23 protein-coding genes and 1 riboswitch are annotated in these 26,502 nt (G+C 40.2%); of the genes, 16 read left to right on the top strand and 7 right to left on the bottom strand.

Annotation, left to right across the window (positions count from 1 at the left end):
• Positions 1–159: 159 nt before the first annotated feature.
• From ACSX1H_RS07810 to ACSX1H_RS07800, 3 genes are all read left to right on the top strand, one after another.
• Entirely contained in the window at positions 160–672 is a 513-nt protein-coding gene (locus ACSX1H_RS07810; protein ID WP_439183286.1) for a hypothetical protein, read from the top strand.
• The gene (locus ACSX1H_RS07805; RefSeq protein ID WP_439183285.1) at positions 657–1,061 is read left to right on the top strand and encodes a hypothetical protein; all 405 of its coding nucleotides are present in this window, start codon (positions 657–659) and stop codon (positions 1,059–1,061) included. Before ACSX1H_RS07810 ends, ACSX1H_RS07805 begins: the two co-directional genes overlap by 16 nt.
• An 85-nt stretch (positions 1,062–1,146) precedes the next feature.
• Complete coding sequence (locus tag ACSX1H_RS07800) at positions 1,147–3,090, top strand: LTA synthase family protein (RefSeq protein ID WP_439183284.1); 1,944 nt, start codon at positions 1,147–1,149, stop codon at positions 3,088–3,090.
• A gap of 152 nt (positions 3,091–3,242) precedes the next feature.
• On the opposite strand, the gene ACSX1H_RS07795 is transcribed toward ACSX1H_RS07800, so the two are convergent.
• Both ACSX1H_RS07795 and argS read right to left on the bottom strand, forming a co-directional pair.
• A complete protein-coding gene (locus ACSX1H_RS07795) occupies positions 3,243–3,836 on the bottom strand; it encodes a hypothetical protein (RefSeq protein WP_439183283.1) in 594 nt (197 codons plus the stop codon).
• A gap of 196 nt (positions 3,837–4,032) precedes the next feature.
• The gene (argS, locus tag ACSX1H_RS07790) at positions 4,033–5,826 is read right to left on the bottom strand and encodes an arginine--tRNA ligase (RefSeq protein ID WP_439183282.1); all 1,794 of its coding nucleotides are present in this window, start codon (positions 5,824–5,826) and stop codon (positions 4,033–4,035) included.
• 208 nt (positions 5,827–6,034) lie between these two features.
• Here argS and ACSX1H_RS07785 point away from each other — a divergent pair, with 208 nt between their 5' ends.
• Positions 6,035–8,056: a PAS domain-containing sensor histidine kinase gene (locus ACSX1H_RS07785; protein ID WP_439183281.1), complete on the top strand. Its 2,022-nt coding sequence runs from the start codon at positions 6,035–6,037 to the stop codon at positions 8,054–8,056.
• Here ACSX1H_RS07785 and ACSX1H_RS07780 read toward each other — a convergent pair.
• Positions 8,053–8,694 (bottom strand): TonB family protein, encoded by a 642-nt coding sequence (locus ACSX1H_RS07780; RefSeq protein ID WP_439183280.1) that lies wholly within the window; start codon positions 8,692–8,694, stop codon positions 8,053–8,055. The genes ACSX1H_RS07785 and ACSX1H_RS07780 overlap by 4 nt on opposite strands.
• A 604-nt stretch (positions 8,695–9,298) precedes the next feature.
• On the opposite strand from ACSX1H_RS07780, the gene ACSX1H_RS07775 reads away from it, so the two are divergent.
• The 4 genes from ACSX1H_RS07775 (at position 9,299) to tpiA (ending at position 12,360) form a co-directional block, all read left to right on the top strand.
• Positions 9,299–9,541, top strand: coding sequence for a hypothetical protein (locus ACSX1H_RS07775; RefSeq protein ID WP_439183279.1), 243 nt, complete (start codon positions 9,299–9,301; stop codon positions 9,539–9,541).
• Between the two features lie 272 nt (positions 9,542–9,813).
• The gene (locus ACSX1H_RS07770) at positions 9,814–10,368 is read left to right on the top strand and encodes a DUF1599 domain-containing protein (protein ID WP_439183278.1); all 555 of its coding nucleotides are present in this window, start codon (positions 9,814–9,816) and stop codon (positions 10,366–10,368) included.
• 11 nt (positions 10,369–10,379) lie between these two features.
• Positions 10,380–11,588, top strand: coding sequence for a BT_3928 family protein (locus ACSX1H_RS07765; RefSeq protein ID WP_439183277.1), 1,209 nt, complete (start codon positions 10,380–10,382; stop codon positions 11,586–11,588).
• A gap of 16 nt (positions 11,589–11,604) precedes the next feature.
• Positions 11,605–12,360: a triose-phosphate isomerase gene (tpiA, locus tag ACSX1H_RS07760; RefSeq protein WP_439183276.1), complete on the top strand. Its 756-nt coding sequence runs from the start codon at positions 11,605–11,607 to the stop codon at positions 12,358–12,360.
• Between the two features lie 98 nt (positions 12,361–12,458).
• Here the strand turns inward: tpiA and ACSX1H_RS07755 are convergent, their stop codons facing one another.
• Positions 12,459–13,244, bottom strand: a complete 786-nt coding sequence (locus ACSX1H_RS07755; RefSeq protein WP_439183275.1) for a DUF4382 domain-containing protein — start codon at positions 13,242–13,244, stop codon at positions 12,459–12,461.
• 208 nt (positions 13,245–13,452) lie between these two features.
• Between ACSX1H_RS07755 and ACSX1H_RS07750 the strand changes: the two genes are divergently transcribed.
• Positions 13,453–14,622 carry a DUF418 domain-containing protein gene (locus ACSX1H_RS07750; protein ID WP_439183274.1) on the top strand — a complete coding sequence of 390 codons (1,170 nt, stop codon included), beginning with the start codon at positions 13,453–13,455 and terminating at the stop codon, positions 14,620–14,622.
• Between the two features lie 219 nt (positions 14,623–14,841).
• Here ACSX1H_RS07750 and ACSX1H_RS07745 read toward each other — a convergent pair whose 3' ends face one another.
• Entirely contained in the window at positions 14,842–16,746 is a 1,905-nt protein-coding gene (locus ACSX1H_RS07745) for a monovalent cation:proton antiporter-2 (CPA2) family protein (protein WP_439183273.1), read from the bottom strand.
• Between the two features lie 9 nt (positions 16,747–16,755).
• Positions 16,756–17,364, bottom strand: coding sequence for a glutathione-regulated potassium-efflux system oxidoreductase KefF (gene kefF / locus ACSX1H_RS07740; protein WP_439183272.1), 609 nt, complete (start codon positions 17,362–17,364; stop codon positions 16,756–16,758).
• Positions 17,365–18,120: 756 nt separating this feature from the next.
• On the opposite strand from kefF, the gene ACSX1H_RS07735 reads away from it, so the two are divergent.
• The 5 genes from ACSX1H_RS07735 to egtD all read left to right on the top strand — a co-directional run bounded on the left by ACSX1H_RS07735 (position 18,121) and on the right by egtD (position 22,787).
• On the top strand, positions 18,121–19,425 hold the full coding sequence (locus ACSX1H_RS07735; protein ID WP_439183271.1) for a M18 family aminopeptidase: 1,305 nt from the start codon (positions 18,121–18,123) through the stop codon (positions 19,423–19,425).
• Positions 19,426–19,557: 132 nt separating this feature from the next.
• Entirely contained in the window at positions 19,558–20,106 is a 549-nt protein-coding gene (locus ACSX1H_RS07730) for a DUF4136 domain-containing protein (RefSeq protein ID WP_439183270.1), read from the top strand.
• A 99-nt stretch (positions 20,107–20,205) separates the two neighbouring features.
• The gene (locus ACSX1H_RS07725) at positions 20,206–20,907 is read left to right on the top strand and encodes a YkgJ family cysteine cluster protein (protein ID WP_439183269.1); all 702 of its coding nucleotides are present in this window, start codon (positions 20,206–20,208) and stop codon (positions 20,905–20,907) included.
• Positions 20,908–20,926: 19 nt separating this feature from the next.
• A complete protein-coding gene (locus ACSX1H_RS07720) occupies positions 20,927–21,691 on the top strand; it encodes a hypothetical protein (protein ID WP_439183268.1) in 765 nt (254 codons plus the stop codon).
• 88 nt (positions 21,692–21,779) lie between these two features.
• Complete coding sequence (gene egtD / locus ACSX1H_RS07715) at positions 21,780–22,787, top strand: L-histidine N(alpha)-methyltransferase (protein ID WP_439183267.1); 1,008 nt, start codon at positions 21,780–21,782, stop codon at positions 22,785–22,787.
• Between the two features lies 1 nt (position 22,788).
• On the opposite strand, the gene ACSX1H_RS07710 is transcribed toward egtD, so the two are convergent.
• A complete protein-coding gene (locus tag ACSX1H_RS07710) occupies positions 22,789–23,976 on the bottom strand; it encodes a beta-alanine-activating enzyme beta-propeller domain-containing protein (protein WP_439183266.1) in 1,188 nt (395 codons plus the stop codon).
• Positions 23,977–24,301: 325 nt separating this feature from the next.
• A riboswitch (cobalamin riboswitch) is annotated at positions 24,302–24,503 on the top strand.
• An 87-nt stretch (positions 24,504–24,590) separates the two neighbouring features.
• Between ACSX1H_RS07710 and cobT the strand changes: the two genes are divergently transcribed.
• Both cobT and ACSX1H_RS07700 read left to right on the top strand, forming a co-directional pair.
• The gene (gene cobT / locus ACSX1H_RS07705) at positions 24,591–25,628 is read left to right on the top strand and encodes a nicotinate-nucleotide--dimethylbenzimidazole phosphoribosyltransferase (protein WP_439183265.1); all 1,038 of its coding nucleotides are present in this window, start codon (positions 24,591–24,593) and stop codon (positions 25,626–25,628) included.
• Positions 25,629–25,706: 78 nt separating this feature from the next.
• Positions 25,707–26,498, top strand: a complete 792-nt coding sequence (locus ACSX1H_RS07700) for an adenosylcobinamide-GDP ribazoletransferase (RefSeq protein WP_439183264.1) — start codon at positions 25,707–25,709, stop codon at positions 26,496–26,498.
• Positions 26,499–26,502 lie beyond the last annotated feature (4 nt).

The raw sequence follows: 26,502 nt of genomic DNA, 5'->3' as shown, positions 1-26,502 counted from the left end.
TGCAACGGATAATCCCGAGCGTCTTCATCTCTCGTCCTTGTTTTATTAGCTGTCACCCGGAATTTAACGACCATCATCAAAAACAATGATAGGTTTAAATACTTCAGCTGTTTATTTCTTATTTTTAAATCACACTACATTGTATTAAAAGATATGATTATGAGTACGGCTGCCACATATTTAGAATTGCTACAGCAACAGCTTCAAAAAATAGATACGCGCGATTTTGATTTGGTTTCATGGAAGAAGGCAACCATTTTGCTGGTTACCTCCTGCTTTGGAAGCAATTCCCCCCAGGTGGCTGCACTTGAAAAAATTGACTATGCGTATAGCAGTTGGGCATTACGTGATGAATCGGGCACTTCAGATCCGGTAAAAACAGACTGTAAAACTACCCTTTCGACCATTATAGATGAACTCAAAATAAAATCAGAAAATTCTACTGATGAGAAGCCAGCAAGCAAGGCGAACAACCTTAACTTTATGTGGTTACCTTTTGAAGATGAACTGACAGGTGCCTCCCTTAAAAAACTGAAAGCCTTATTAACCAAGGCCAACGTGACAGATGAGGAAGTACAAATGTTCCTGAAAGACCTGCCCAGCCAAACGCTTGTTGACATTATAAAACACATGCTTTTATCAAAAGAGTTTAAGCAATGGATAACACAGTAGAATCAATACTTATAAACCGCCACATGATATCATTTGCATTTATAGATAACATATTACACGTTTCGATAGAAGGTCCCTCAACATTGCACGATTTATATGATTTTTTAGAGGAATTAGGCAGCCTGCAAAACATGCCAAAAGACCTGAAAGTGTTTTATGACCTCAGAAACGCTTCTTTGGATTTGCGCTTGGATGAGATTAACCTATTATCGAAGAAAGCGGAAGAAAAAACGCTCCATTGCCATTCTGTTAAAACAGCATTTTGTGTTAGCGACCCAAAAATAACGGCCTATGCCATGCTCTTTTCCTGGTTACCCGAAAACGCAAAAATAAAACGCGAACAATTCTCAACAAAAGAAGCTGCTTTAAACTGGCTGGAGGCTGATTAAAAGTTGCTTAACGATTCTTAAGACAAAAAGAATTCGAAAACTTAATAGCATTGTTAACTTTGTGCAAATTTTTTGACAATTCAGCATGAAGTTTTTTAGCAAAAAAGATACAGAATCAAACGAATACCTCGTTCTTTTATACAGGCTATTACTGATAATGGCCTTTTACAGTGCATTCCGCATTCTGTTCTATCTATTTAATACAGAACTCTTTCCAAACGTTACTTTTAGCTCATTTTTAACGATAATGAAGGGCGGCCTGGCATTTGACTTAAGCGCCATGCTATACCTCAATGGGCTTTATGCTTTGCTGTACCTTTTACCATTGCCGTTTAAGTTTAACAATGCTTACCAATACTTTTTAAAAGTCATATTTTTGATAGTTAATGGCCTTGGCATTGCTCTTAACAGCATCGACCTTATCTATTATCGCTTCATTTTAAAGCGAACCACTTATAACGTTATAAACATACTTGAGAATGAAACCAACATGACAAAGTTGTGGGGGCAATTCATTTTGGACTATTGGTATGTGGCCATAATATTTTTAGTATCACTTTTTTTACTGGCTTACAGTTATTCACTGCTGCAACCCAAAAAAATTAAGTTCTCCAATCGCTGGTTCTATCCGGCTCTATCATTGGTGGCCCTCACGTTGTTTACAGGCTTTTCCATTGTTGGTATGCGCGGTGGCTACCGTCATTCAACCCGCCCGATTAACATGGCCAATGCCGGAAAATATGTCAACTCCCCCGATGAAATGGCGATTGTTCTCAATACACCTTTTTGTGTCATTCGCACCTGGGGCAAAAAAAGCTATACCGCTTATAATTATTTTGCCAGCGAAAAGGAACTTGAAGCAGCATATAACCCGGTGATATCAGTAAATAACGCCCCTGATAATCCACATAAGAACATTGTCATTTTCATGCTGGAGAGCTTTAACCGGGAGTTTATTGGTGCATTAAACCCAACACTTGACAATGGCAAATATCAGGGATACACCCCCTTCTTGGATTCGTTGGCTCAGCACTCTCTGGTTTTCCCCAACGCATTTGCTAACGGCCGAAAATCCATTGATGCCATGCCATCTGTATTGGCAAGTATTCCTGCACTAGTACTCCCATATGTTGTTTCAGAATATTCGGCCAACAAAATAAACGGACTGCCCTACCTCCTCAAAAAAGAAGGTTACCACAGTGCATTCTTCCATGGAGCACCCAATGGTTCAATGGGCTTTGACTCGTTTGCCAATGTGGCCAGTTTTGATGAATATAAAGGCATGACTGAATTCAATAATGATAATGAATTTGATGGCATGTGGGGCATTTGGGATGAACCATTCTTTCAGTTTTATGCCAAAGAAATGGATAAAATGAAGGAGCCATTTATGACATCGCTGTTTTCGCTGTCGTCGCATCACCCATTTAAAGTACCAGAACAGTATGAAGGTGTTTTTCCCAAAGGCACACTTCCGGTTCATCAATGTGTTGGGTATACCGATAACGCCTTAAGAAAGTTTTTTGAAACAGCTAGGCAAATGCCTTGGTATAACAATACCCTATTTGTGATTACAGCCGATCATAGCACGCAATCACAATTCGACATCTCGCAGACAAGCGTTAATAAATTTCAGATTCCCTTAATACTGTTTAGTCCTGGCGACAGCACATTACAAGGGGTGAACCACGAACTGGCTCAACAAATTGACATCATGCCTACTGTTCTTAACTATGTTGGCTATGATAAAGAGCCGTACATTGCCTTTGGTAAAGATTTGCTGCACGAAGAGAGCGACCGCTTTGTAATTAACTACACAAACAACAGCTATCAGTTGCTTCACAACAACTATGTTATCCATTTTGATGGTGAAAACCTGATCAGTGCCTTTGACATTGCCAAAGATCCTATGCTAAGCAATAACATCAAAAACACGGATGAAGGCTATAAAGAAAGTCTGCCGCTCATGCAAGGGATAATACAGCAGTACAATAACCGAATGATTGAAGACCGCCTTACCATACAGTAAGAAAAGATGACATCATAGACATCTTGAAAAGAAAAAATTGCCGGTATATTGCCCACTAATCAAGGCAAGCGACTTAAGAAAGTAATGGAATTATATCCACAAAAAATAGAGGCTGTCAGTTTTGACAGCCTCTATTTGTATACTTGCGATTTTTAAAACTTATGCTTTAGTTTCTCATCCATTAACTCGCGGGCTAACTTTTGCTCACGCTTCAGTGCCGATTTTCGGTGCGTTTCAAACTCTTCTTCCACCTCACTCAGTCGAAGTTTTGTTTCATTGGTTACCGTATGACTCCGCTTAAAGAGCATAAATAAAACCAGCACCAGCACCACTAAGGCAAATACCAGCCCCCACATAATTGAGTTATAGGCAACCTTAGACACTTCAATACCCAGAAACATCATGCTGTTTTTACTGTTGGTCAAGGTCTGCAGCTGGTTTGTTAAAGAATTTATTTGGGCATCCTTGCCTTCCACTGTCCCTTTTAGTAGATCAATTTCTTCGTTTCGATCGACCAAATCATTCCTATAAAAAGCAACGCTATCAATCGAACTGCTTTTGAGCAGGTTATATGTAGATATTTTAATCACTTTGTAACGTTCATACGTTTCCGACTTGCTATACACATAATCAAACTGCTCCTTTAGGCTTAAAGAATCAAATCTTGTAGCCAAATCACTCTGCGCAACCATACTTGCTGATTGCACCAATAACAATGCGGTAAAAACCAGGGAAAAAAATCTCATTTTTAATAAATTTATAGTTGAGTGTTAATATATTTTGCAAACGCTACGGCCAATTAATTTATTGCCTCTTAGATAAATTTCTGCAAATCAAATATATCGATTATTCCTTTAAAATGTAACTATTATCTTTTTAGGTTATGTGAAAACAAAAGAGCCTGCATAACGCAGGCCCGAATTTTTTTTTAAGTGAGAACCACTACATCCGCTCTGGTACGTCAATCCCCATCATCCACATGGCATTCTTAATAGTTGTGCCAACAGCCTTACAAAGCAACAAGCGCATTGCTCGTTTGGCTTCATCCTCCTCTACAGCAATTGGCGATTCGTGATAGAATTGATTGAACTCTTTGGCTAAATCATAAACAAAATTGGCAATTAAAGCAGGACTATAGACCTTGCCTGCCTCAGCCACAACAGAAGGGAAGTTAGCGATCATTCTCATTAACTGCACTTCTTTGGCGCTCATGGCCGTTGTAGTATCTGCCTCCTGAGGAATGGTAATATTATTTGCCTGAGCCTTTCGATAAATCGACTGAATACGTGCATAAGTATACTGAATAAATGGCCCTGTATTGCCGTTAAAATCAATTGATTCTTTCGGATCAAAGGTCATGTTTTTACGCGGGTCCACTTTCAAAATGAAGTACTTTAAAGCGCCTAAAGCGATGGTTTCATACACGCGCTCAGCCTCTTCCTCGGTATAGCCTTCCAGTTTACCAAGTTCTTTGGACATATCGCGAGCCGTACTAATCATATCGGCCATCAGATCGTCCGCATCAACAACTGTTCCTTCACGCGATTTCATTTTACCTTCGGGCAGCTCCACCATTCCATAACTAAAATGTACCAGGTCTTTCCCCCATTCCAGTCCCAAACGATCGAGTAAGATGGCCAATACCTTAAAATGATAATTCTGCTCATTACCAACCACATAAACCATCTTATCGATAGAGTAGTCATCATACCTCAGCTTGGCTGTACCAATATCCTGAGTCATGTAAACACTGGTTCCATCGGCGCGCAGCAAAAGCTTTTCATCCAGACCATCCTTCTCTAAATCGGCCCACACACTGTTGTCATCTCTGCGGTAAAATACTTTCTTATCGAGGCCTTCAAGCACCATGTCGCGCCCTACCTTGTAAGTATCTGATTCATAATATATTTTATCAAAACCAACACCCATTTGTTTGTAAGTCACATCAAAGCCTGCATACACCCACTGGTTCATCTGCTGCCAAAGAGCGTACACTTCAGGATCGTGCGCCTCCCATTTTAAAAGCATTTCACGCGCCTCCTTCATTAAAGGCGAGTTGGCTTCGGCCTCCTCTTTTGATTGGCCGGCTGCAATAAGCTCAGCCTGTTCCTTTTTGTATTCCTGATCGAATTTCACGTAAAAATCCCCTACCAGGTGATCGCCCTTTTTACCAGTTGACTCGGGTGTTTGTCCTTCACCCCACTTCTTCCAGGCCAACATGGACTTACAAATATGTATCCCCCGATCGTTAACGATGTTGGTTTTCACAACCTGATTACCGTTTGCTTCCACAATACGCGACAAAGAATAGCCTAAAAGGTTGTTTCTAATGTGTCCGAGGTGTAAAGGCTTATTGGTATTGGGAGAAGAATATTCAATCATCACCAATGGGGCGTTTTCTGCCGCTTTAGTTTTTCCATGGTCCACATTGTGCACACAGGAATTTAGCAACCCTAACCAATAATCGGATGATAATTGCAAGTTCAAAAACCCTTTCACCACCTCAAATTCAGCCACATCACCACATTCCTTCAGAATATAATTTCCTAAGTCGTTGCCTGTTTCTACAGGGTTCTTTTTAGACACTTTTAATAACGGAAAGACAACTACAGTATAATCACCTTTCATGTCTTTACGGGTTAACTGCAGTTGAACAGCTTCTTCTGTAATACTGGCTCCATATAAATCATTTACGGCTTTGACCACCGAAGCTTTTATCTGACTTTCAATTATCATTTTCGTATATTTAATTACCTGGTTACTTTATCGATTTGCAAAGTTAATAAAGTTAACGTTTTTAGAATGTAAGAATATTCGAAATGTATGTATAATTATTGCATCAGCTATTTAAGAATATTTTTGTGGCTCTTGTGCGGTTGGTAGTAGAATAAAAAATAGTTTTGTATTATATTTAATTAAAATAACCGATATAAACATACTGTTAATGCCAGAGCTACTATTCGTATATTATAATATTTTCATAGCATCAATTGCTGCTTCCCACCAAGCAGGAGCTGTAGCAAGTGATGATTTGGAAGTTGGTGATGTACAAAACTTATTCTATCAAATCATAGCTCTTTTAGGCCTCTCACTTATTATTTACCTATACATCAATTTCAGAAATAACCGCACAAGGCGGCCGGCGAAACAAACACCTATCAGCATTGCACAGGAGGCCAAAAATATTTCCCATAACCTGCAGCAGGTGGTCGATCTGATACCGTACCCTGCCTGTATTTCCAACGAAAACCAAAAAGTTATTTATAGCAACACCCGATACAATACGCTTGTTGGATCAATTAGCATAAGCACCACTCCTTATTGGGATAAACAGCTTCATATCAACTACCAACCCACTCATACGCAACATGAGGAACAGTTTATTGCGAAAAGCAACCACCGCAAACGGTATAAAATTTCAACCACCCCAATTGGCATCAGCGATATCAGCTTCCAATTGTATACGGTAGTCATTGAACAGGTAACAAACTCACCAAGGCCCAAAAATGAAACGGATATCATTAAGGAAACCATTACCAATGCCGACTTTCCAATCATCCTTATTGATGACAGTTATAAGATCGCTGATTTTAACCAGTTCGCAATTGCGCTGCTGGACTCTAAAGACCTTTATCAACAGTCAATACTGGCACTATTTCCGGATGATGAACATGAAGCACTGATTCAGCTTATTAATTCAGGCAACGAAACAGGCATTCACAAAACTTTCCATTTACTATCCCGCAAAACACCCCTCGTTCCGGTAGAAGTGTATCATATTTCTATAATGAAGCCCGATAAAAAGGTTAACCTTTTTATTCTAATTGATATTTCTGAGCGCCAACAAATGGCGGCGGAGATTCTGCGTGCTAAACTACAAGCTGAAGAATCTGATCGGCTCAAATCATCGTTCTTAGCAAACATGTCGCACGAAGTGCGAACACCACTGAACAGCATCATGGGATTTACTGAGTTAATGTGTGATGAGCAGCTCTCCCCTGAGGAAAGAAAAGAGTACCATAGCATTGTTAAAACCAGCTCTAACGAGTTATTAAGGCTCCTCAATGACATCATTGAGTTCTCTAAAATAGAGTCGGGGCTCGTAAAACTGGAATTAACAGACTCCTATGCCCATGAAATTGTTAATGAACTAAGTGAAGAAATTACACCATTAGTGTCGAATAAACCTGCTATTAAGTTTATGGTAGAAGAGCCCATTGGCTTTGAAACACCAGTGGTAAGAACCGATATAAAAAGAGTGATCCAAACTTTGAGGTATTTGATTGATAATGCACTCAAATTTACCTATAAAGGCTCAGTTACATTATCTTACCAATACCGCCCGGATAGCTCCATTGAGTTTATTGTGTCGGATACAGGCATTGGCATACCCAAAGAAAAAATTCCCAATATTTTCCACAAATTCAGGCAGGCAAACGATGATAATTCAAGAGACTTTGGTGGGGCCGGCCTAGGCCTTAGCATCGCCAAGCACCTTGCTAATGTGCTTGGAGGTTTCTTATGGGTATCATCCGTTGAAAAGGTTGGCTCTGACTTCCATTTTATTCTACCCGGCATCAATTCCGGTAATCCGTATTACAAACATCAAAACACCATACTCTTCTACTCAAAAAAACCTCAGACAATTCCCTTTACGATTGCGGATGTAAAAATATTACCACTGTATCAATTTACAGCGTTAATAAATGTGCCAATAGCTCATCATATTTCAGCCATTTTGTTGGATGCAGAACTAAGCCGCGAGGAGATGACCATACTAATGGCGATTCCACAACTGCAAACCGCATCCATCATCCTGTATAACCCTACTCAATCAATTGTACTATACAGTCCAATAGCAAGAGAAAAAGGCAGTAAGTTTACAGACATTCCTCATTTAAAACGATATATTTCAAAATGTGCAGAACGGCAGCCGCCAGACAAAACCACTAAAAGGCCGACTTAGTCCAGATGAAACTCAATAGCAATATGATATTCGCCTTGCACAGACTGCCCCATTTTGGTGGCAGCAAAAAACCGCCAATCAGCGGGCATAGTCGTGGCTACTTCCATCACCGCCTTGTCAATGGCGGGATGCAGCTTTTGAGCAATGTAAAACCCAAACACTTCACCCAATTCGTTAATTTTAAGAGCTAAAACCACCCTCCCTTCAATTGCCTTATTAACTGCACTTTGAGGGTAGCTCAGGTTATTAACCAGAAAAAGATACGGAATTAGTGGGCTCCCAATAAATAAACAAGGACTGTTCCGCTTTAAATCATGCCGGTCCTGTCCGCTCACCATAATCAGTTCATCGCTATCAAAATCATACTCATAATCAATAATATTTCGAAGATTATAAAACTTCCACCTTCCAACCCGAAGATTATCCCTGTACCTCCCCCGCTCAATCACTCTGCCTTTGTAATACGTAATACTTTCGCCTTGCCGTAGGGTCGTATCAAGGGCATGAGCCCAACAAACTTCTTTTAAGTAGCCGTTTAATCGGGTGGTCAAAACACGTTCCTGTGCATTCGTAGCTATTGACGCAATAATCACCAGGCAAAGCAACAGGATAGCACGCAAATAATCAGAATCCTTCAAATTTTAAATTTTCTTTAAAAGTGAACGATGAATATACAACATTTTTTAGGGACAAAAAGGAGACCACATCCACCGCTACGATGCGGCATTGACAGTGAATGTCCCATCGTCAAGCCCCTGTCGGGCATGGTTCTTTCTCATTTTTAGAACCTAGCCTCAAATGAAAAGTGAATCATGAGCTATACACAACCTTCCTTATCCCGGCAATAGATTATCAAAACAAAAAAATAGCATGACGAATGGTAATACACGTATGTTGTGCAGAAACTTTGCTAAAAACAGTGTCCATCCTATCATATGCATCGCAAGTTTTCTATTTTTGACCACTCATAGCTGCAACAGCCTGTAATGAGTTATATGAATACAAACCGGATGCATTCTAACCAACAAGCACACAATACGAATAGTAACTTTACAAGTAGGGAGAGAACATTTGAGGTACGTCTAAGAAGAAAACGTCACATCATACCAGTCATCACGTCTGTTAACTTTTCGCCCCCCATGCAAAACAGCTTAAAAAGTGAGTAGAACAAAAACATAAAATCTGAGTCTTTGCAGAGCTCAGGTTATTCAAAAATAATAACATCGAAATAAAATTAAATCAATGAAAAATTCAATTATTTACGTGGTGGTATTCGCCGTTTTAGGGCTGATGATTGGCTACCTTTTTTTTGGCAAAATAGCAGGAGAATATATTAGTGTATCAACCCTGATTAAACCGGCTTCTAACGAACTTTTGGCCTTTGGACAAAAGCTCAGTGGCGTTGACAAAATAAGAAGCAACATTGCAATTTGTGGTGGCATTGGTGCTGTTATTGGCATTATCATTCGCCTACTGAAAAAATAATGCAACGAAAGCGCATAATTACATAAATATTCAATAATTATCCGCTATATTCGTTTCGGCTTTTGACTGGAATTTCCTTCTGGCAAGGACATTTCCATCACAGCAGCCCGTGGGTCGATTTCGGCCAAAAGCCATTTTCTATTCTACTCAGCTCATTTCAACTTGCTGCTTCACATAGTTACTATGCCTTGATTGATCAGAATCTATTTATTTATACCTGAATATTTATCATTTTTTGATAATTTTACGCCTCCATTCAAAAACAATTAACAGTGACAAAAACAGATAGTCAATTCGACCACGTCATTAATATTTGTAAAGACATCTTTGAGAAAAAGATGAAAGACTACGGCACAGCCTGGCGCATCTTAAGGCCATCAAGCATGACCGACCAAATATTCATCAAAGCACAACGCATCAGAAGTATTGAAACCAAAGGCGCTTCAAAAGTAGATGAAGGCATTCGGGAAGAGTTCATTGGCATCGTTAACTATTGTGCCATGGCCTTGGTTCAGCTCCGCCTTCAACCAGCAGATCAGCCGGAAATGGATCATGAGGAAGCTCTGCAGCTCTACCTGAATAATATTTATGAAGCAAAGGCGCTGATGGAGAATAAAAACCATGATTATGACGAGGCCTGGCGAAAAATGCGTGTGAGCTCTTTTACCGATCTGATTCTGATGAAACTGCACCGGACCAAACAAATAGAGAACAATCAAGGTCAGACATTGATTTCAGAAGGCATTGATGCCAACTATATGGACATGATTAACTACGCAATTTTTGCCCTGATTAAACTAGAATTTCCAGAAGACAAGAACTCATAAACCTCAATAAAATGCTCAAACTCATAAGCCGACTACTCACTGGTGCCATCTTTATCTTTTCAGGCTTTGTAAAAGCGGTTGACCCTCACGGAAGTCTGATAAAGATTAGCGAATACCTCGAAATCGTTGGTTTGCACAATAGCAACTCACTGGCTCTGTTTTTAGCCATTGCCCTGTCGTCCGTCGAATTTCTGATGGGTTTCCACTTACTGCTGGGCTTCAAAATTAAAAGAGTTGCTTTGCCAGCATTAGCGTTTATGATAGCTTTTACAGTCATCACCTTCTTCATTGCAATATTTGAACCTGTGTCTGACTGCGGATGTTTTGGCGATGCAATTAAGCTGAGCAACTGGGAAACCTTAATCAAGAACCTGATTATACTGCCATTCAGCCTTGTCGTGTACTATCGACGAAATGATTACAAATGCAGTCTGCCCCAATGGCGTCAGCATCTGCTAACAATAATCGCACTCGCTTTTACTGTTGGTATATCAATTTACAGCCACTATTATCTGCCGGTGCTCGATTTCAGACCCTATAAAGTAGGCGTAAACATTCCTGAAAGCATGCGCATTCCTGAAGGAGCAGATGAAGGCGAATACGAAACCACATTTATTCTTGAGAAAGATGGTGTTCAAAAAGAGTTTGATGTCAACAATTACCCCTACAATGACAGTACCTGGGTGTTTATTGATAGCAAAACAAAAGTAATTCGGGAGGGCTATCAACCACCTATTGCCGCTCTTCATTTTGAATCTACTGAAGGCGAAAACATCACCGAAAAGATTATCAGCAGTGAGCAACCTGTGTTTTTAATGATCGCCCCAAAATTAGAGCGTATCGCCACACAAAACCTTAAGCACTTTATTGAGATAAAGGAAATGGCGTATAAAAACAATGCGCGGTTTTACGCAGCTACAGCCTCCTTATCGAACGATTGCTTTCAGTTTGATCTCGCTCATCAGGCAGGCTTTGAATACGCTTTATGCGATGAAACAACATTGAAAACCATCGTCAGAGGTAATCCTGGCCTGGTTATTATTCAAAACGGAACGATACTTGCCAAGTATAACCACACGCAACTACCCGATTCCAAAGTCCTCGTAAACCCACTATCCCACTCATTAAAAGCTATGCAGAAAACGCATGATAAAACATGGTTATGGCTATGCTTTTGCGCTATTTCCGGATTAATCATTATCATATACAAATTCAAATAAACTAAAATTTTTATCAATGAGACAAAACATTGTTGCAGGGAACTGGAAAATGAATAACACCTTGGAAGAAGGTGTAGCATTAGCCAAAGAAGTGAATGAAATTTTAAAGGCTAATAAGCCTAATTGTCAAGTTGTATTAGGTGCTCCATTTATTCACCTTACCGAAGTAGTGAAAAATGTTGACGCCAACCTGATTGGAGTAGCAGCTCAAAACTGTGCTGATAAAGTGAGTGGAGCCTATACTGGAGAAGTATCTGCTTCTATGATTAAATCAACTGGTGCACAGTATGTTATTCTAGGTCACTCAGAAAGACGTGCTTACTACGGCGAAACTAACGCTATGTTGAAAGAAAAAACTGATTTAACACTTGCCAATGGCCTTACTCCTATCTTCTGTATCGGAGAAGTTTTGGAAGAGCGTGAAGCTGGTAAGCACTTTGAAGTTGTGAAGCAGCAAATTGAAGAAGCTTTATTCCACCTTTCTGCCGAAGATTTTGGAAAAGTTGTATTGGCCTACGAACCTGTATGGGCAATTGGTACTGGCAAAACAGCGTCTCCTGAACAAGCACAGGAAATTCATGCTTTCATTCGTCAAACTTTAGCCAACAAGTATGGTGCTGAAGTAGCTGATGAGACCAGCATTCTTTACGGTGGAAGCTGTAAGCCATCAAACGCAAAAGAACTATTCGCCAACCCTGATGTTGACGGCGGTCTAATTGGTGGTGCATCATTAAAAGCAGAAGATTTTCACGGCATTATCGCTGCATTTTAATTAGAGTATAGCAACTCAAAATAGTTTTTCAGAAAAAAGGACCGTCAAAAAGCTGACGGTCCTTTTTATATACTTAAAGCTAAAGTCTTTCCAAAAACTTACTCTACTATTACTGCTTCCAAAGTAACCACTTCAAGGTCGGTTACCACTCCCATTTCCACATTAACACCTTCAATAGTTTTACCAACATATCCCTCAACAGGCTCAAATGTTACGCTATAAGTACCAGGCTCGACTCCTTTAATCATAAAAAAGCCGGTTTCTTTATCAGCCATAGTGCCTAACGTATCATTCTCGGCAGAGATTGCCATAACATGAGAAGCAGATTCAATAGGAGTTACGAGTCCCTTAATAGCACCACTTGTTGCTTCTGTATAGGTTCTGATAACAGGTTTTAAAGAATAACCACCGTTGCCTTTTTTAACAATCGAGCGTCCCGCATCAAAATCAATCCATAATTTATAGGTAATACCATCAGTCAGGTCTGCATGGATGTTAAATTTAAGACCTGATTGCTGTGCTGAAGGCGTTTCCAGATCGTGATATTCTCCATCGATCATTACCTTATTATTATCTCCCAATACTAAACGCATCTGAGAAATTTTACCGGCTGGCAAAAATTCATCCACTAATAGGGTATCCATACCATTGGTGAAATCCAACAAATTATACACACCCTTTTTAGTACTTTGGAGAGTTTGCCATCCACTTTCATCTTCTGCGGATACGTTGATTTGCACTGCCTGTACATCAATCAAAACCTCCTGATAATCGCCTGGAGCATCTGTTAAGCGGATTGATAATCGAGCTTGCCCATTGTCATCAGAGCAAGAAAATAAGGCAACTGACAGGCTTATTAAAGCCAACTTTAATAAATTTTTCATTCGTCCAAATGTTTTTTAGCGGTTCTAAACTTATTATATAAGCAATGAACCTTGTTATTGTTTTCCATTGATAAAAATAGAAAAAAACTAGTAATAACGTATACGTACCAATCTTGTTTAACACAAAACTCCTATTATTTTATTTATTCTTGTGAATTAATTACGTTTTATTAGGTTTGCAATCTATTTTATACCTTACACAAACTTTATGAAACCTACTAATCAACGTTTACATGTAGTAGATGCTCTGCGGGGATTTGCCATTGTCGCTATTATGCTGCTTCACAACCTCGAACATTTTGATTTTTACTTTCTTCCACCCAACCTGCCAGAATGGATGAAAGCACTTGACAAAACAATATGGGAAACCTTATTTATTCTGTTCGCCAGCAAATCCTATTCAATATTTGCGCTATTGTTTGGCTTAACATTTTTCATCCAATCTAATAATCAAGCAGAAAAAGGGTTTGACTTCAGAGGACGCTTTGCCTGGCGACTCATTTTACTTTTTGGCTTTGGCATCATCAATTCCCTCTTCTTTCAGGGAGACATCTTAACCATCTATGCGGTCATTGGTTTATTGCTCATCCCTGTTTCAAAGTTAAGCACAAAACTACTCATTACCATTGCTATAATTATGCTATTGCAACCTCTGGAATGGCTGGGAATCATCAGGGCCATTCAAAACCCGGCAATGGAACTCAGCAATCCTGCATCATGGGCCTATTTTGGCAAAATGAATGATTACATACCTGAAAGCTCAGCCCTTAATACCTGGATAGGCAATATTACCAACGGGAAAAAGGCTGTTTTACTCTGGAACTGGGAAAACGGCCGCTTTTTCATTATATATGCCATGTTCCTTTTGGGGTTAGTAAGCGGACGAAAGCAATTATTCGTCGCCTCCGCATCGTCAAACCGGTTTTGGAAAAAGGTATTAATTATGGCAGGCTCAGCCTTTATTGTACTCTATCCGATGCGAATGGCTCTTCCTGGTTGGATTGAAAGTGCTGCGATTGAACGTTCGGTAACAACAATTTTCTCACCATGGTCGGACATTGCCCTGATGCTGGTTTGGGTATCAGGAATTACCCTTCTCTTTCAAAAGCGCTACTTCCAAAAGGTTCTTATGCTTTTTGTCCCCTTGGGCAGAATGAGCTTAAGCAACTACGTTATGCAGTCAATATTAGGTTCCAGCCTCTATTATGGTTACGGTTTAGCCTTGTATAAATACACGGGGGCCACGTATAGTTTCTTAATAGCTATCGGCCTAACGTTGCTGACTGGAGCGTTCTGCCATTGGTGGAGCAAGCGTTTTAAGCACGGACCATTGGAAGCAATATGGCATAAACTTACCTGGATAGGTAGCAAAAAATAAAAAAGGGGCTTGAGCCCCTTTTTATCATTTAAATATTATGAATACTTTAAAGTAATATTTCATTTATCATAGATATATACAATAACAAAGCAACAATAAAAGAAATGGCCAAAGTAAGTGCTAGATCTACTGCAATGGCTTTAATCAAATATATTTTCTCCCTTATTTTCATACGCCTTTACTCTATGCTGCTTACATAAGCAATAAGCGTACCATTTTTTAATCATTGGGAGTGCTGTTTTGTGACTCGTCCACCTCAATCGCCTCTTCAATTAACGAATGCGTATCCCAGGCACAATCCATTTCCTGATAAGGATGTTTTTGCTGCATCAGCAAAATATTCTCCAGGTGTTCGGCAAACTTTTTTGTCTCCATTAAAAAATGAGGGTCGTCTTTTGAATAGCGTTGCTGCAGGTTCTTCATAAAACGCTTATCCAGGTGCCTGAAGGTTAGGCCAGAACGGTAACTCTGGTGCTGACTGTGGCCCAAAGCCGATAAGGCATCAGTCCCCAACTGAATGGCTGAATCGAAAATAGCCTGGCGATGCCCCTCAACCCCAATATTTTGGAGCGCTAACTCATGAGCCACATCTACCGCTCTAACAATTAGCTTAAGATGGGGATAGTGCTTTTGTGCCAAGTGAACCAGTTTGTCAATCTGATCTCGCTCACTCATGGTAATCGCAAGCACTTTGGCATTGGCTGCCCCGGCGGCATCAAGCATATCCTTGCGTGTCATATCTCCAAAGTACACCTTATACCCAAACTTTTTAAGGTACTGCACATTGTGAGGGTTATTGTCTATAATCTTCAGTTTGATTCCATTGGCATTTAAAAAACGCCCAAACACCTGTCCAAAACGACCAAAACCGGCAATGATGACTGGATGACCATTATCCTCTACAGTATCTTCTTCCTGATTAACAGATTTAATTAAACGTGGTTGTATCAAATGCTCATTAATGATAAAAAGAACCGGCGTGATCAGCATTGACAAGGCTACAACAATTAACAGCACACCAGAGGTAAAGCCGTCGTAAAGGCCAACTTGGGCAGCAAAAGTTATTAATACAAATCCAAATTCACCAGCCTGCGCCAGGCTAAAGGTAAACAGCATGTTATGCGATGAGTTCAGCTTAAAAATTTTTCCTAATACAAATAACACCCCCAGCTTAACTCCCACCAGCACAGTTAAGATTAACACAATCAGCATCCAATGACTGATAAGCAAGTCAAAATTTATACTGGCCCCAACGGAAATAAAAAATACCCCTAATAACAAACCCTTAAAAGGCTCCAGGTTATTCTCAAGTTCGTAACGGTATTCACTATTGGCTAAAACAACACCGGCCAAAAAGGTCCCCAGTGCAGGTGATAAGCCCACTGCATCCATAAAAACAGCCACACCAATTACCAGCAGCAGAGCCGTTGCTGTAAAAAGCTCGCGCAAACCGGTCTCGGCAATTAACTTAAACACATAGTGTGCTAAATACCGGCCCCCGATAATAATAACAGCAACAGCACCTATAATAATCATCAGCTGATACCATCCGTTATCGGTTAGTCCGCCATTGCTATCTAGTTCTGCCCCGTCTGTAACAACCTGATTGGCCAGCAGCGCGATAATGGCAAAGATGGGCACCACAGAAATATCCTGCATGAGCAACACTGAAAAACTATGCCGGCCTCCACGGGTTTGCAGCATGCCCTTCTCCGATAAGGTTTGCAACACAATCGCTGTTGAAGATAAGGCGAGTATTAATCCGGTTGTGATCGCCTGAGCGGTATTCAACCAAAACAGGGCTGTTATCACCGCAAAGATAAATGCCGTAAAACCTATTTGCATCCCTCCTAAACCAAAAATCAGGCGCTTCATGCGCCATAGCATTCCTGGATGCAACTCTAAGCCAACAATAAAGAGCATGATCACCACCCCAAACTCGGCAATGTGCATTACATCCTCACCATCGCTACCAACTAGTGCTAGCGCAAACGGTCCAATAACAATACCAGCAATTAAATAACCTAAGACTGAGCCCAGGCCCATTTTTTTGGCTATTGGCACTGATATAACAGCCGCCAACAGGTAGATCATTATCCTAAAAAAAATTTCATCCAGATGCATGCAGTAAGCTTAAGTAATTAAATTATTCTGATTCCAGCACAAGCCATTTTCATGTTGTTCTGATTGTAAAAAGTTAACATCAAAACGATTGTCACGCAGGTTTTTAATCAACGCCCAATACTTCTTCACCTCTTGCTCAATATTTATTTCGCTTAACAAATGGGAGCCAAACACAACAAATGGCGATAAATAGTTCATCTGACACAGTTTGGCCGACTGCTCAAAGGGCAAAAGAAAATTTTTTATGGGATATTGATTCATTCCTTCCGCCTGATAGGTGGATTCGCGCCCACCGGTGGTAATGCTGTTCATGGCCCACTTTCCTTTTAGTGCTTTGCCTTCGCGGCCATAAGCAAAACCATGCTCCAATACCAAATCGAACCATTCTTTGAGCAATGCCGGGGCACTATACCAATAAAAAGGATGGTGCCAAACAATTACATCATGTGTTAGCAAGAGTTCCTGCTCCGCCTTTATATCAATAAAAAAATCAGGATACTTCTCGTATAAATTACTAACAGTCACACCATCCATCCGCTCAACAGCCGCTATTAACTGTCGATTAATTCGGGATTTGTGCTCAATTGGATGTGCGTATATTATAAGTACATTTTTCATTGACCGAAATTGAACTCTAAAAATACACAAAACAGAGTGTACAACAATGAATTCCCTTTTTTTTCATTCACAATCAATATATTACATCCTCATGCATTTATTTATACGCTTGATATTAAACATCTTAAAAGCAAATCAATATCAAGCTTATTAATGAAGGTTAATCCGAACGACTCCCCTTCCACCTTGATATATTTATTTTTGAAAATGCACCTGTCAGTTATAGTTAACAAAGCAGGTAAGCTTGATTTAGATATTATTAACACGAATTATAAGACAGGTAGATTGAAAGTATTGCTTATATGTCGCTAAGTGGCCAACAATCCCAGAAACATTCACGCATCAATAATTTTAGCAGTTAAACCACTCGCACAAAATACGGAAAAACCAATAAAGAAGCAGGTAAGTGAGTTGGCGAATAAGCTCCTACCAAAGCGACCAGAAATTGCCACCAATGGCAATTTCTGGTCCAAACGAGCGGTGGTGACAACCTTCATGCGCATGAGAGAAGCACACATAAAGAAACTTACAGGATAATACCCTTATAATCACAATTAAAAACCATCCATCAGCATACTGCACAAGGTTAACTCGCCAAACAGCGAATTCAAAGTTAAATAGCTTTTATCTCAACATAATAGCCACCTGCACTTACCAATTTATGCTAAAGCAATCGAAGTTTGTGACCTTTCTCATTATCTTGGTGGCTCAAATTATTTATCTTGCCTTTTTTTGAATAATCAAAACATCAATATAATGAAACAAGAGGTACAACTAGCGCAGGAACTGATTGATTTTATACACAAGAGCCCTACAGCATTTCATGTAATTGCCAACACAGCTGAGGAACTGGAAAACAATGGCTTTAAATACCTGGATATTAAAGCACCATGGAACATCGAAGAGGGAGGTAAATATTACACAACGAAAAGTGATTCGGCTCTTTTTGCATTCCAGATAGGTAGCGAAGCACCCGAAAACAATGGCCTTAAGCTCATTAGTGCACACAGCGACTCTCCAGGCTTTAAAATTAAACCACAGCCAGAAATACTGGTTGAGGATAAATATTTAAAACTCAACACAGAGGTGTATGGCGGCCCCATTCTGATGTCGTGGCTTGACCGTCCTCTTTCACTGGCCGGGCGCGTACTAACAAAAGGCCAGCACACACTCTTCCCCAAATCGCAACTCATCGACTTCAAAAAACCATTACTGGTGATTCCAAGTATGGCCATTCACTTGAATAGAGGGGTCAATGACGGAATGGAACTTAACAAGCAAATTGACATGTTGCCTCTAATGGGAATTGTGAACGAAACCTTTGAAACAGACAACTACCTGCTTAAGCTGATTGCCGATGAACTGAAGATTGATTTGGAAGAGATTCTGGATTTTGACCTATTTATATACGAATATGAAAAAGGCTGTTTAGCAGGCCCAAACCAAGAATTTATCTCATCGCCAAAACTGGACGATTTGGCAATGGTACATGCCGGACTAAAAGCAATTACCTCCCAAAATAACACAGCATCAACCAATATACTTTGTGTATTTGATAATGAAGAGGTTGGTAGTGTCACCAAACAAGGGGCAGGCTCACCTGTTTTACGGAATATCATTGAGCGCATCATGGAAAAACTTGGCAAATCGCAAGAGGAATACCAACGGGCGATCTACCATTCATTCATGATTTCAGCCGATATGGCTCACTCGGTTCACCCGAACCATCCAGAAAAACATGATCCTGTGCTTCACCCGGTTATCAACGGAGGCCCTGTAATTAAAATACATGCCAACCAAAAATACACCACTGATGGTGAAAGCGGAGCCATTTTTGAATCAATTTGCAAACAGGCCGAAGTGCCGGTTCAAAAATTTGTGAACCGCTCTGACATGGTTGGTGGTTCCACATTGGGGAATGTATCAACGGGAAAAATAGACATCAGAACTGTAGACATAGGCAACCCCATGCTGGGCATGCACTCGGTTAGAGAACTTGGCGGCACAAAAGATCACAGCTACGTTACCAAAGCATTTGAGGCTTTTTATAACTTGCGTTAAAACAGCTCATCACAAGGCAAAAGCAGCATTTTCCCAATGCTGCTTTTTTTGTTAAAAATAGTACATTTACCAAACGCTTAGAAGTGGTATTCACCTCTAACAACAAAATAACAAACCCTTAAACACAAACGAATGAGATTAATCAAACTGTCAATGCTCGCCCTAACGATTGCAAGTTTAACTGCCTGCAAAACAAGTGAAGTATATTCTGATTACGACCCAGCTGCTAAGTTTGACAGCTATTCAAGCTTCATGGTTCTGGAACATATGAAATCATTTCCTATAAAAGAAACCGCCAAGAATTGGATGCATGAAGCCATACAAACGGAAATGTCACAAAGAGGCTATACCGAGAACAACGATCCCGACCTGCTGGTCAAAGTCATGATTAAATCAGAAACAAAAGAAACAACCTCTTTGCAAAGAAACAATGATTTCTACTGGGGAAGTTCCTATTACCAATATGGCTGGGGAATTAATACCGGCGTTGACCGCGTAAGTTATAACACCCATACCGAAGGAACAATTATAATTGATGTGATTGATAGAAAGAAAAAAGAGTTAATATGGCAAGCAAGTGCCTCTGGTGCAGCGCAGCAAGATAAAACACTAAATGAGGAATCGGTAAAAAAAATCATCCGGAAAATATTTGCCACCTACCCTTTAGCTCCTACACAATAGAAAAAACAATACCTTCGCAAAAGTAGCAGCCGGGTTAAAAAAACATCCTGGCTGCACTTTGCATTGATAAACAACCTTTAACTTCATAACACATTCAACATGAAGAGCACAGAACTTTCAGAAACCGATAAGGCCTTTTATCAGGATGGACAACGCCTGGCTGAAATAGCCCTAAAAACCAAAGCAGAGGCCAATTATCTATGGCAAGCAACCCGCCAGGAACAGGATGCTATTGAAGAACTAGTTAGTGCGCTGATGGTGGAAGCTAAACGCCAAAACATTACTGTTGATTGTAAAAAAGGTTGCAGCTGGTGCTGCTATCAACCTGTATTTGGCGTAGCTCATGAGTTTCATTACTTGTGGAAATTTATAGAGCTAAACATGGATGCCGCTGAGCAAAAAGCCATTCTGCAAAGAGCCTTCGATAACTATCAGAAAAGGGGACGCTTATCGCAAGAAGAACTTGAAAAAAGCAAATTACCCTGTCCACTGCTTAAAAACGGCTCCTGCAGTGCTTATCCAGCCCGCCCAATGGCCTGTCGTATATACCTTTCAATGTCGGAAGAAAGTTGTAAAAAATATCACGACACTCCCGAGGATAAAGATAATTACCCGGCGCTTCTTGAATTTCCTCTCAGAGCCGGCCAAATGATGAACGAAGGCTTTAGCGAAGGGTTAAAAGGGGCCCAACTAAAAAATAATGAATACCTTTTTGAAGAAGGGTTGCTGATCGCCCACAACAATGGCGAACCAATAGACCTTCCACTAAACGACCACCCTCTGTTTAAAAACATGGAGTAGATCTTTCCATACCTTACCTATGCTATTGCAATCAAATGAAAAACAAAAGCAGCAGTCATCTGGGATAACCAGAGCCCTAGTTATCTCACTGCTGCTCATCACCAACCTTATAGTCATTTACCTTTACTACTATGTATTGGTGTTTTACTCAGTGGAATCGGGCAAAGTCTATGGCGAAAGCACTTACAAAGACGGTCAGTATGAAATATATACGCTAAAGTATTACTACCAGCATAAGGGAGTAAGCTACTTTGACAAGATCGACTATGTTATGGGCCATGATTTAGAGCTAGGCGACTCATTGGCTGTTAGAGTTCTGCGTCCTCACCCACCTAAACACATGGTGGATAAGGTATACAGGGATGAATCCAAAAAATTTCATTACCATAGTGATGATGGCTTCCTGATTCAGTATAATGAATTTATCAATAAGCTTTCAGACTATGAAGAAGTTTCCTCTAAATGTGTTCGAAGTCCCCAGGGAAATACCCTCCATTTAAGCAAGGAAACAGCAGAATATGATATTGGTCCGATCATCGAAGTGATTGACAACATTCGGTTTAACAGAGGTTCTCTGATAGATTACTTTATACTCGATGTTAATAATGACTCCATCCAACTAAGAGCCACTTATCATTATCTGAATAATTTCTCAACGGATGCCATGCCCTCAAGAATAATGCATCACCAACTCAAGTCATTATTTCCAAAGAAACATATTCACGTTTCTGTTATCGATGCTAACAGACCCAAAAAAGAATATATATACGATAGCAGCTGGTAAAATGAAAAAATTACCAATGATTCTTTGCTTTGATATTGACAATTCTCAATAAATACCCGTATTTGAACTCCAAAACCAGTTCAATTCTATGCCGGATAAGCTTATTAATAATAAAAATAAACTATTAAACACCTCTGAAAACCAGTACACTAACGGAGGCAAACAAGAGTATAAGCAGACACTAAGGCAAGAATTAATACAGGGATTAACCGCCGAACAAAAGTATGTTTCCAGTAAATTTTTTTACGATCGATATGGTTCTCAACTATTTAATTGGATAACTCAACTCCCCGAGTATTACCTTACTAAAGCAGAAAAATCAATACTTAAGAAGTACCGGAAAGAACTATTTGCCCACTTAAGTCATGTAAACATAATTGAGCTTGGAAGTGGCGACAGCTCCAAAATTTCATTAGTGCTGGAGACCATTCCTCAAGAGAGGCATAGCCACATTCACTATTTCCCAATTGATGTGAGCGACTCCTCTATTCGCCAATCAAAAAATACCTTAAATGATGCATTCCCAAACATAAAAGTTCAGGGCATCGCTACTGATTTTACCTGGCTAAATACACTGCCAAATGAACGCCCACGAATTATCTGCTTCTTTGGCAGCACCGTTGGCAATTTTGAACTTCACAAGGCCGAGGCGCTGTTGAAAAACCTGCAGCAGATAATGAATCCGGGCGACCAACTGATATTAGGTCTCGACCTGGTTAAGGATTCTGCTATTCTCGAACTTGCGTACAACGATAGCCAACGCATAACAGAAGCTTTTAATAAAAACATCTTACGTGCCTGCAATGCCTTGCTGAACTCCAATATTCAACCCGCCGATTTTGAACACAAGGCTTTCTTTAATGCTGCAAAAAGTCGCGTTGAGATGCATCTGATTGCCCAGGACGAAATAATAATCACCTCTCCATATTTAAAAGAGTGCATTGAGTTAAGCAAAGGTGAAAGCATTCACACTGAGAATTCTTTTAAGTATTCGCTTGAAATGATCGAAAACTTATCGGCTCAAAGTAAACTGCCCATTAATCGTATCTTTTACGACGACCAAAAGTGGTTTGCCTTGGTACAGTTTATAAAATAGTTCAATAATCCTTTAACTCAATGCCATAAAAATGACCATTGGCATCACCAATATACAGCATTCCATTATCAATAAGAGGAGTCGATAAAAAAGCACCCAGGTTCAATAACTGCTTTTCAATCTCTTCTCCATCGTCACCATACAGCTCAACGCCATCTGCAAATTGTGTCTCCGACTTAAAAAGAGATGCATAGTTTTGCAAACTGGCTTTTGTTTGAAATTCAAACACCTTCTGCCCCGACTCAGCTGACAAACCATAAACTTTACCATTGAAACAACCGAAATATATCCGCTCATTCTTTGCTAGTGCTGTTGAATACACGCGCATATTCAAAGCCTTTTCCCATAAAATCTCTCCACTATTAGCCTGAAAACAATAAAAACGATGCGTATCAGAGGTACCAAAATACAATCGGTCATTTACGACTAAGGGCGTTGCAATGATCCAGCTCCCTCGTTCTTTATAGTTCCAATGGCCACGTCCTGTTTCAATGTCCAACGCATAAATATTAAAATCCCGACTACCAAAAATTACTTTATCGCGATAGATACAAGCGGCTTTTTGAATAGCTCCGTTGGGGAAATATCTGTCACCTACAGTCTTAAACCGCCAAACCAAACTCCCGCTAACGGCGTCTAAAGCATAAAAATAACCATCAAAACTCCCAATCAGCACTTTATTATCGTGCACAACAGGTGATGCGTGCACAACACCACCTGTTTTATATTTCCATTTTAATTGGCCGCTGACAGCATCAATGGCATAAACATGATTATCGCCACTGCCAACATACACCATATGATTGACTACCACAGGCGATGAGTTGTAATAATCCCATTGGTCAACACAGCTCTCTCCTTCTGTCGAAAACGTCCAGATACGGCGTCCTGTCTGGCTATGAATAGCCGAAACTGTGCCACTACCATCATATACAATAAGCCAATTGTTATATACACAGAGTTTTGATTTAATACTGCCAGCTAATTTAATTTTCCAATTGAGCTGCCCTGTCTGCTTATTGAGCGCATATAAGTAATTGGCATTATCTCCAAAATAAAGAGTTTCCAAAAGAATTACAGGTGACGAATAGATGCCTGCTTCAGCGTCAAATTGCCACGATGTGTTAGTTTGTGCTTTTGCACAAAAAGAAATGAGCCCCAACATCAAAACAGTTAATAATTTCATCATAGATAGTAAAATTGGTTATAGTTTAAAGACAGCTGAGAACGACCTTACCCCTAACCATCCAATTTCATTTTTACAAAAGGTCCCACCATAAGTCACAAGGTCTTTACTAGCACTCTAGTAAACTATTTATAAAAACAAGATCAGCCATTAGGCCAGCCTTACCTTCGGTTTAAAAGAAGGTGAATAAATTTGTTATTCCAATGAATAACTAGTGTACCTTATTATGAGTCTAATAATGCATAAAAAGTATCAACCTGACTCACTCCATAACACCCCAGCAAAAGATATTAACTCGACTTTCCAATATTCCTGAGTGATAATTTTATACTTTTGCAATTGTTAAGGTGCTCATGCTTAAAATGGGAATCCGGTGCTATAAGATTATAAATTCCGGAGCTATCCCCGTAGCTGTAAGCCTCTTGCTTTTTAAAAGCAGGTTCTGTTGATAACCACTATCCAAGTTAATTGGATGGGAAGGCGACAAAACTGAGGTAAGCCAGAAGACCTGCCTTAACATGAAATACTTCGGGGTAAAGTGAAATAGATGGCCATTTATGTGTGGACTATGTTTTCATCGATCCTCCTGAAGCTTGTTAAACTAATAAATTTCAACAATGCAGGAGCTACAAATCAAGTCAGTTTCATCTGCCAAGGATGAAGAAATTCAACGCAAAATCAATCTTAAAACAAAGCCAGTTGGTGCTTTGGGCATGCTCGAAAAAATAGCCTTTAAGGTATGTAGAGTGCAACAAACAACCAGTCCCCAACTTTCAAAACCCACCATTCTAGTTTGTGCGGCGGACCATGGCATTACACAAGAACAGGTAAGCCCTTACCCTCAGGAAGTAACCTTTCAGATGGTGATGAATTTTTTGAACGGCGGTGCAGCCATCAATGTGTTCTGCAAACAAAATAATATCCAGCTATTAGTGGCAGACACCGGTGTAAATTACGACTTCGATACCAACAATCAATTACTAGACCTCAAAGTCCGAAAAGGCACCCGTAATTTTGCGGTTGAGCCAGCAATGACAATTGACGAGTGCAGCCTAGCCATGCAAAATGGAGCCAGGCTTATGCAACAACTCCATGAAGAAGGCACCAATATTGTAGGGTTTGGAGAAATGGGAATAGGCAATACTACGGCTGCTACCGCGCTTCTGTGTAAATATGCGGGCTACTCAGCCACCGAAGCAACTGGAGCGGGCACTGGACTTAGCCCCGAAGGCATCGCGCACAAAGCCAATGTCATCGACAAAGCTCTTACTCTGCACGAGGCTATTACCGACCCAATTGAAATATTAGCAACATTTGGGGGCTATGAAATTGCTACCATTTGCGGAGCTATCCTTAAGGCGGCTGAACTTAATATGCTGGTAATTTCAGATGGATTTATCGCTACATCAGCGCTTATTGCGGCACACGCAATCAACCCCAAAGTAATAGATTACTGCCTGTTTGCGCACAAATCAAACGAACAAGGACACAAACTCATGTTAGAACATCTGAAAGCCGAGCCCATTCTTCATTTAGATTTGCGCCTGGGAGAAGGAACCGGTTCCGCTGTGGTGTATCCAATTATTCAGTCGGCAGTTAACTTTATGAACGAAATGAGTAGCTTCGACGATGCCGGTGTCAGTAATAAAGAGTAAATAAATCAAGCTATTAGCTGATGGCTATTGGCTAATAGCATATTTTTATTCCTGGCATTTCCTAATAAACCAAAATACATGAAACAACAACTCAGCCTGCTGCTCACTGCCTTTGGCTTTTTCACCCGCATACCTGTGCCGTTTAAGGTTGCATTTTCACAAGAGAATTTAAACAAGTGCAACCGCTACCTGCCGCTGGTGGGCCTGGTGGTTGGCGGAATTAGCGGATTAGTATTCTACCTATCGGCATTGATTCTGCCACAAGCAGTAGCCGTTATGTTGTCGATGATTACCTCGATACTGCTTACCGGTGCGTTCCATGAAGATGGCCTAGCTGATGTATGCGATGCCTTTGGTGGTGGCTGGACAAAAGGAAAAATCCTTGATATCATGAAGGATTCCAGGGTGGGTGCCTATGGAGCTATTGGGATTTTACTGGCGTTACTTTTGAAATTTACAACACTCAATGAGATTCCACCGTCAAAAATGGTGCAGGTTTTAATAGCTGGCCACATGCTCAGCCGTGCTATGGCTGTATGGACGATGCACTCATTAAACTACGTAAGGGATGATGAGTTGAGCAAGTCAAAACCAATTACTAAATCACTCCAAAGTACTGATTTGATGATTGCTGTTGGCATTGCGTCCTTATCTTTAATTCTTTTTGTCGATTGGTTGGCAATACTGGTGGTATTACCTGCTTTTATCGTTAAGGTTTTGCTTGAACAGTACTTTAAAAAATGGATTGGTGGATACACCGGAGACTGCCTTGGAACCATTCAGCAGGTATCCGAAATGATGGTATACCTGTCCTTACTGGCCTTGTTCACCTATCAGGCCAGTGAAATAACATTTCCCTTTATAAAGTAATTCG

The organism is Carboxylicivirga taeanensis (genome assembly GCF_051851475.1).
Lineage (GTDB): Bacteria > Bacteroidota > Bacteroidia > Bacteroidales > Marinilabiliaceae > Carboxylicivirga > Carboxylicivirga taeanensis.
The sequence above is the reverse complement of the archived record's forward strand: the minus strand, read 5'-3'. Positions and strand labels throughout refer to the sequence as shown.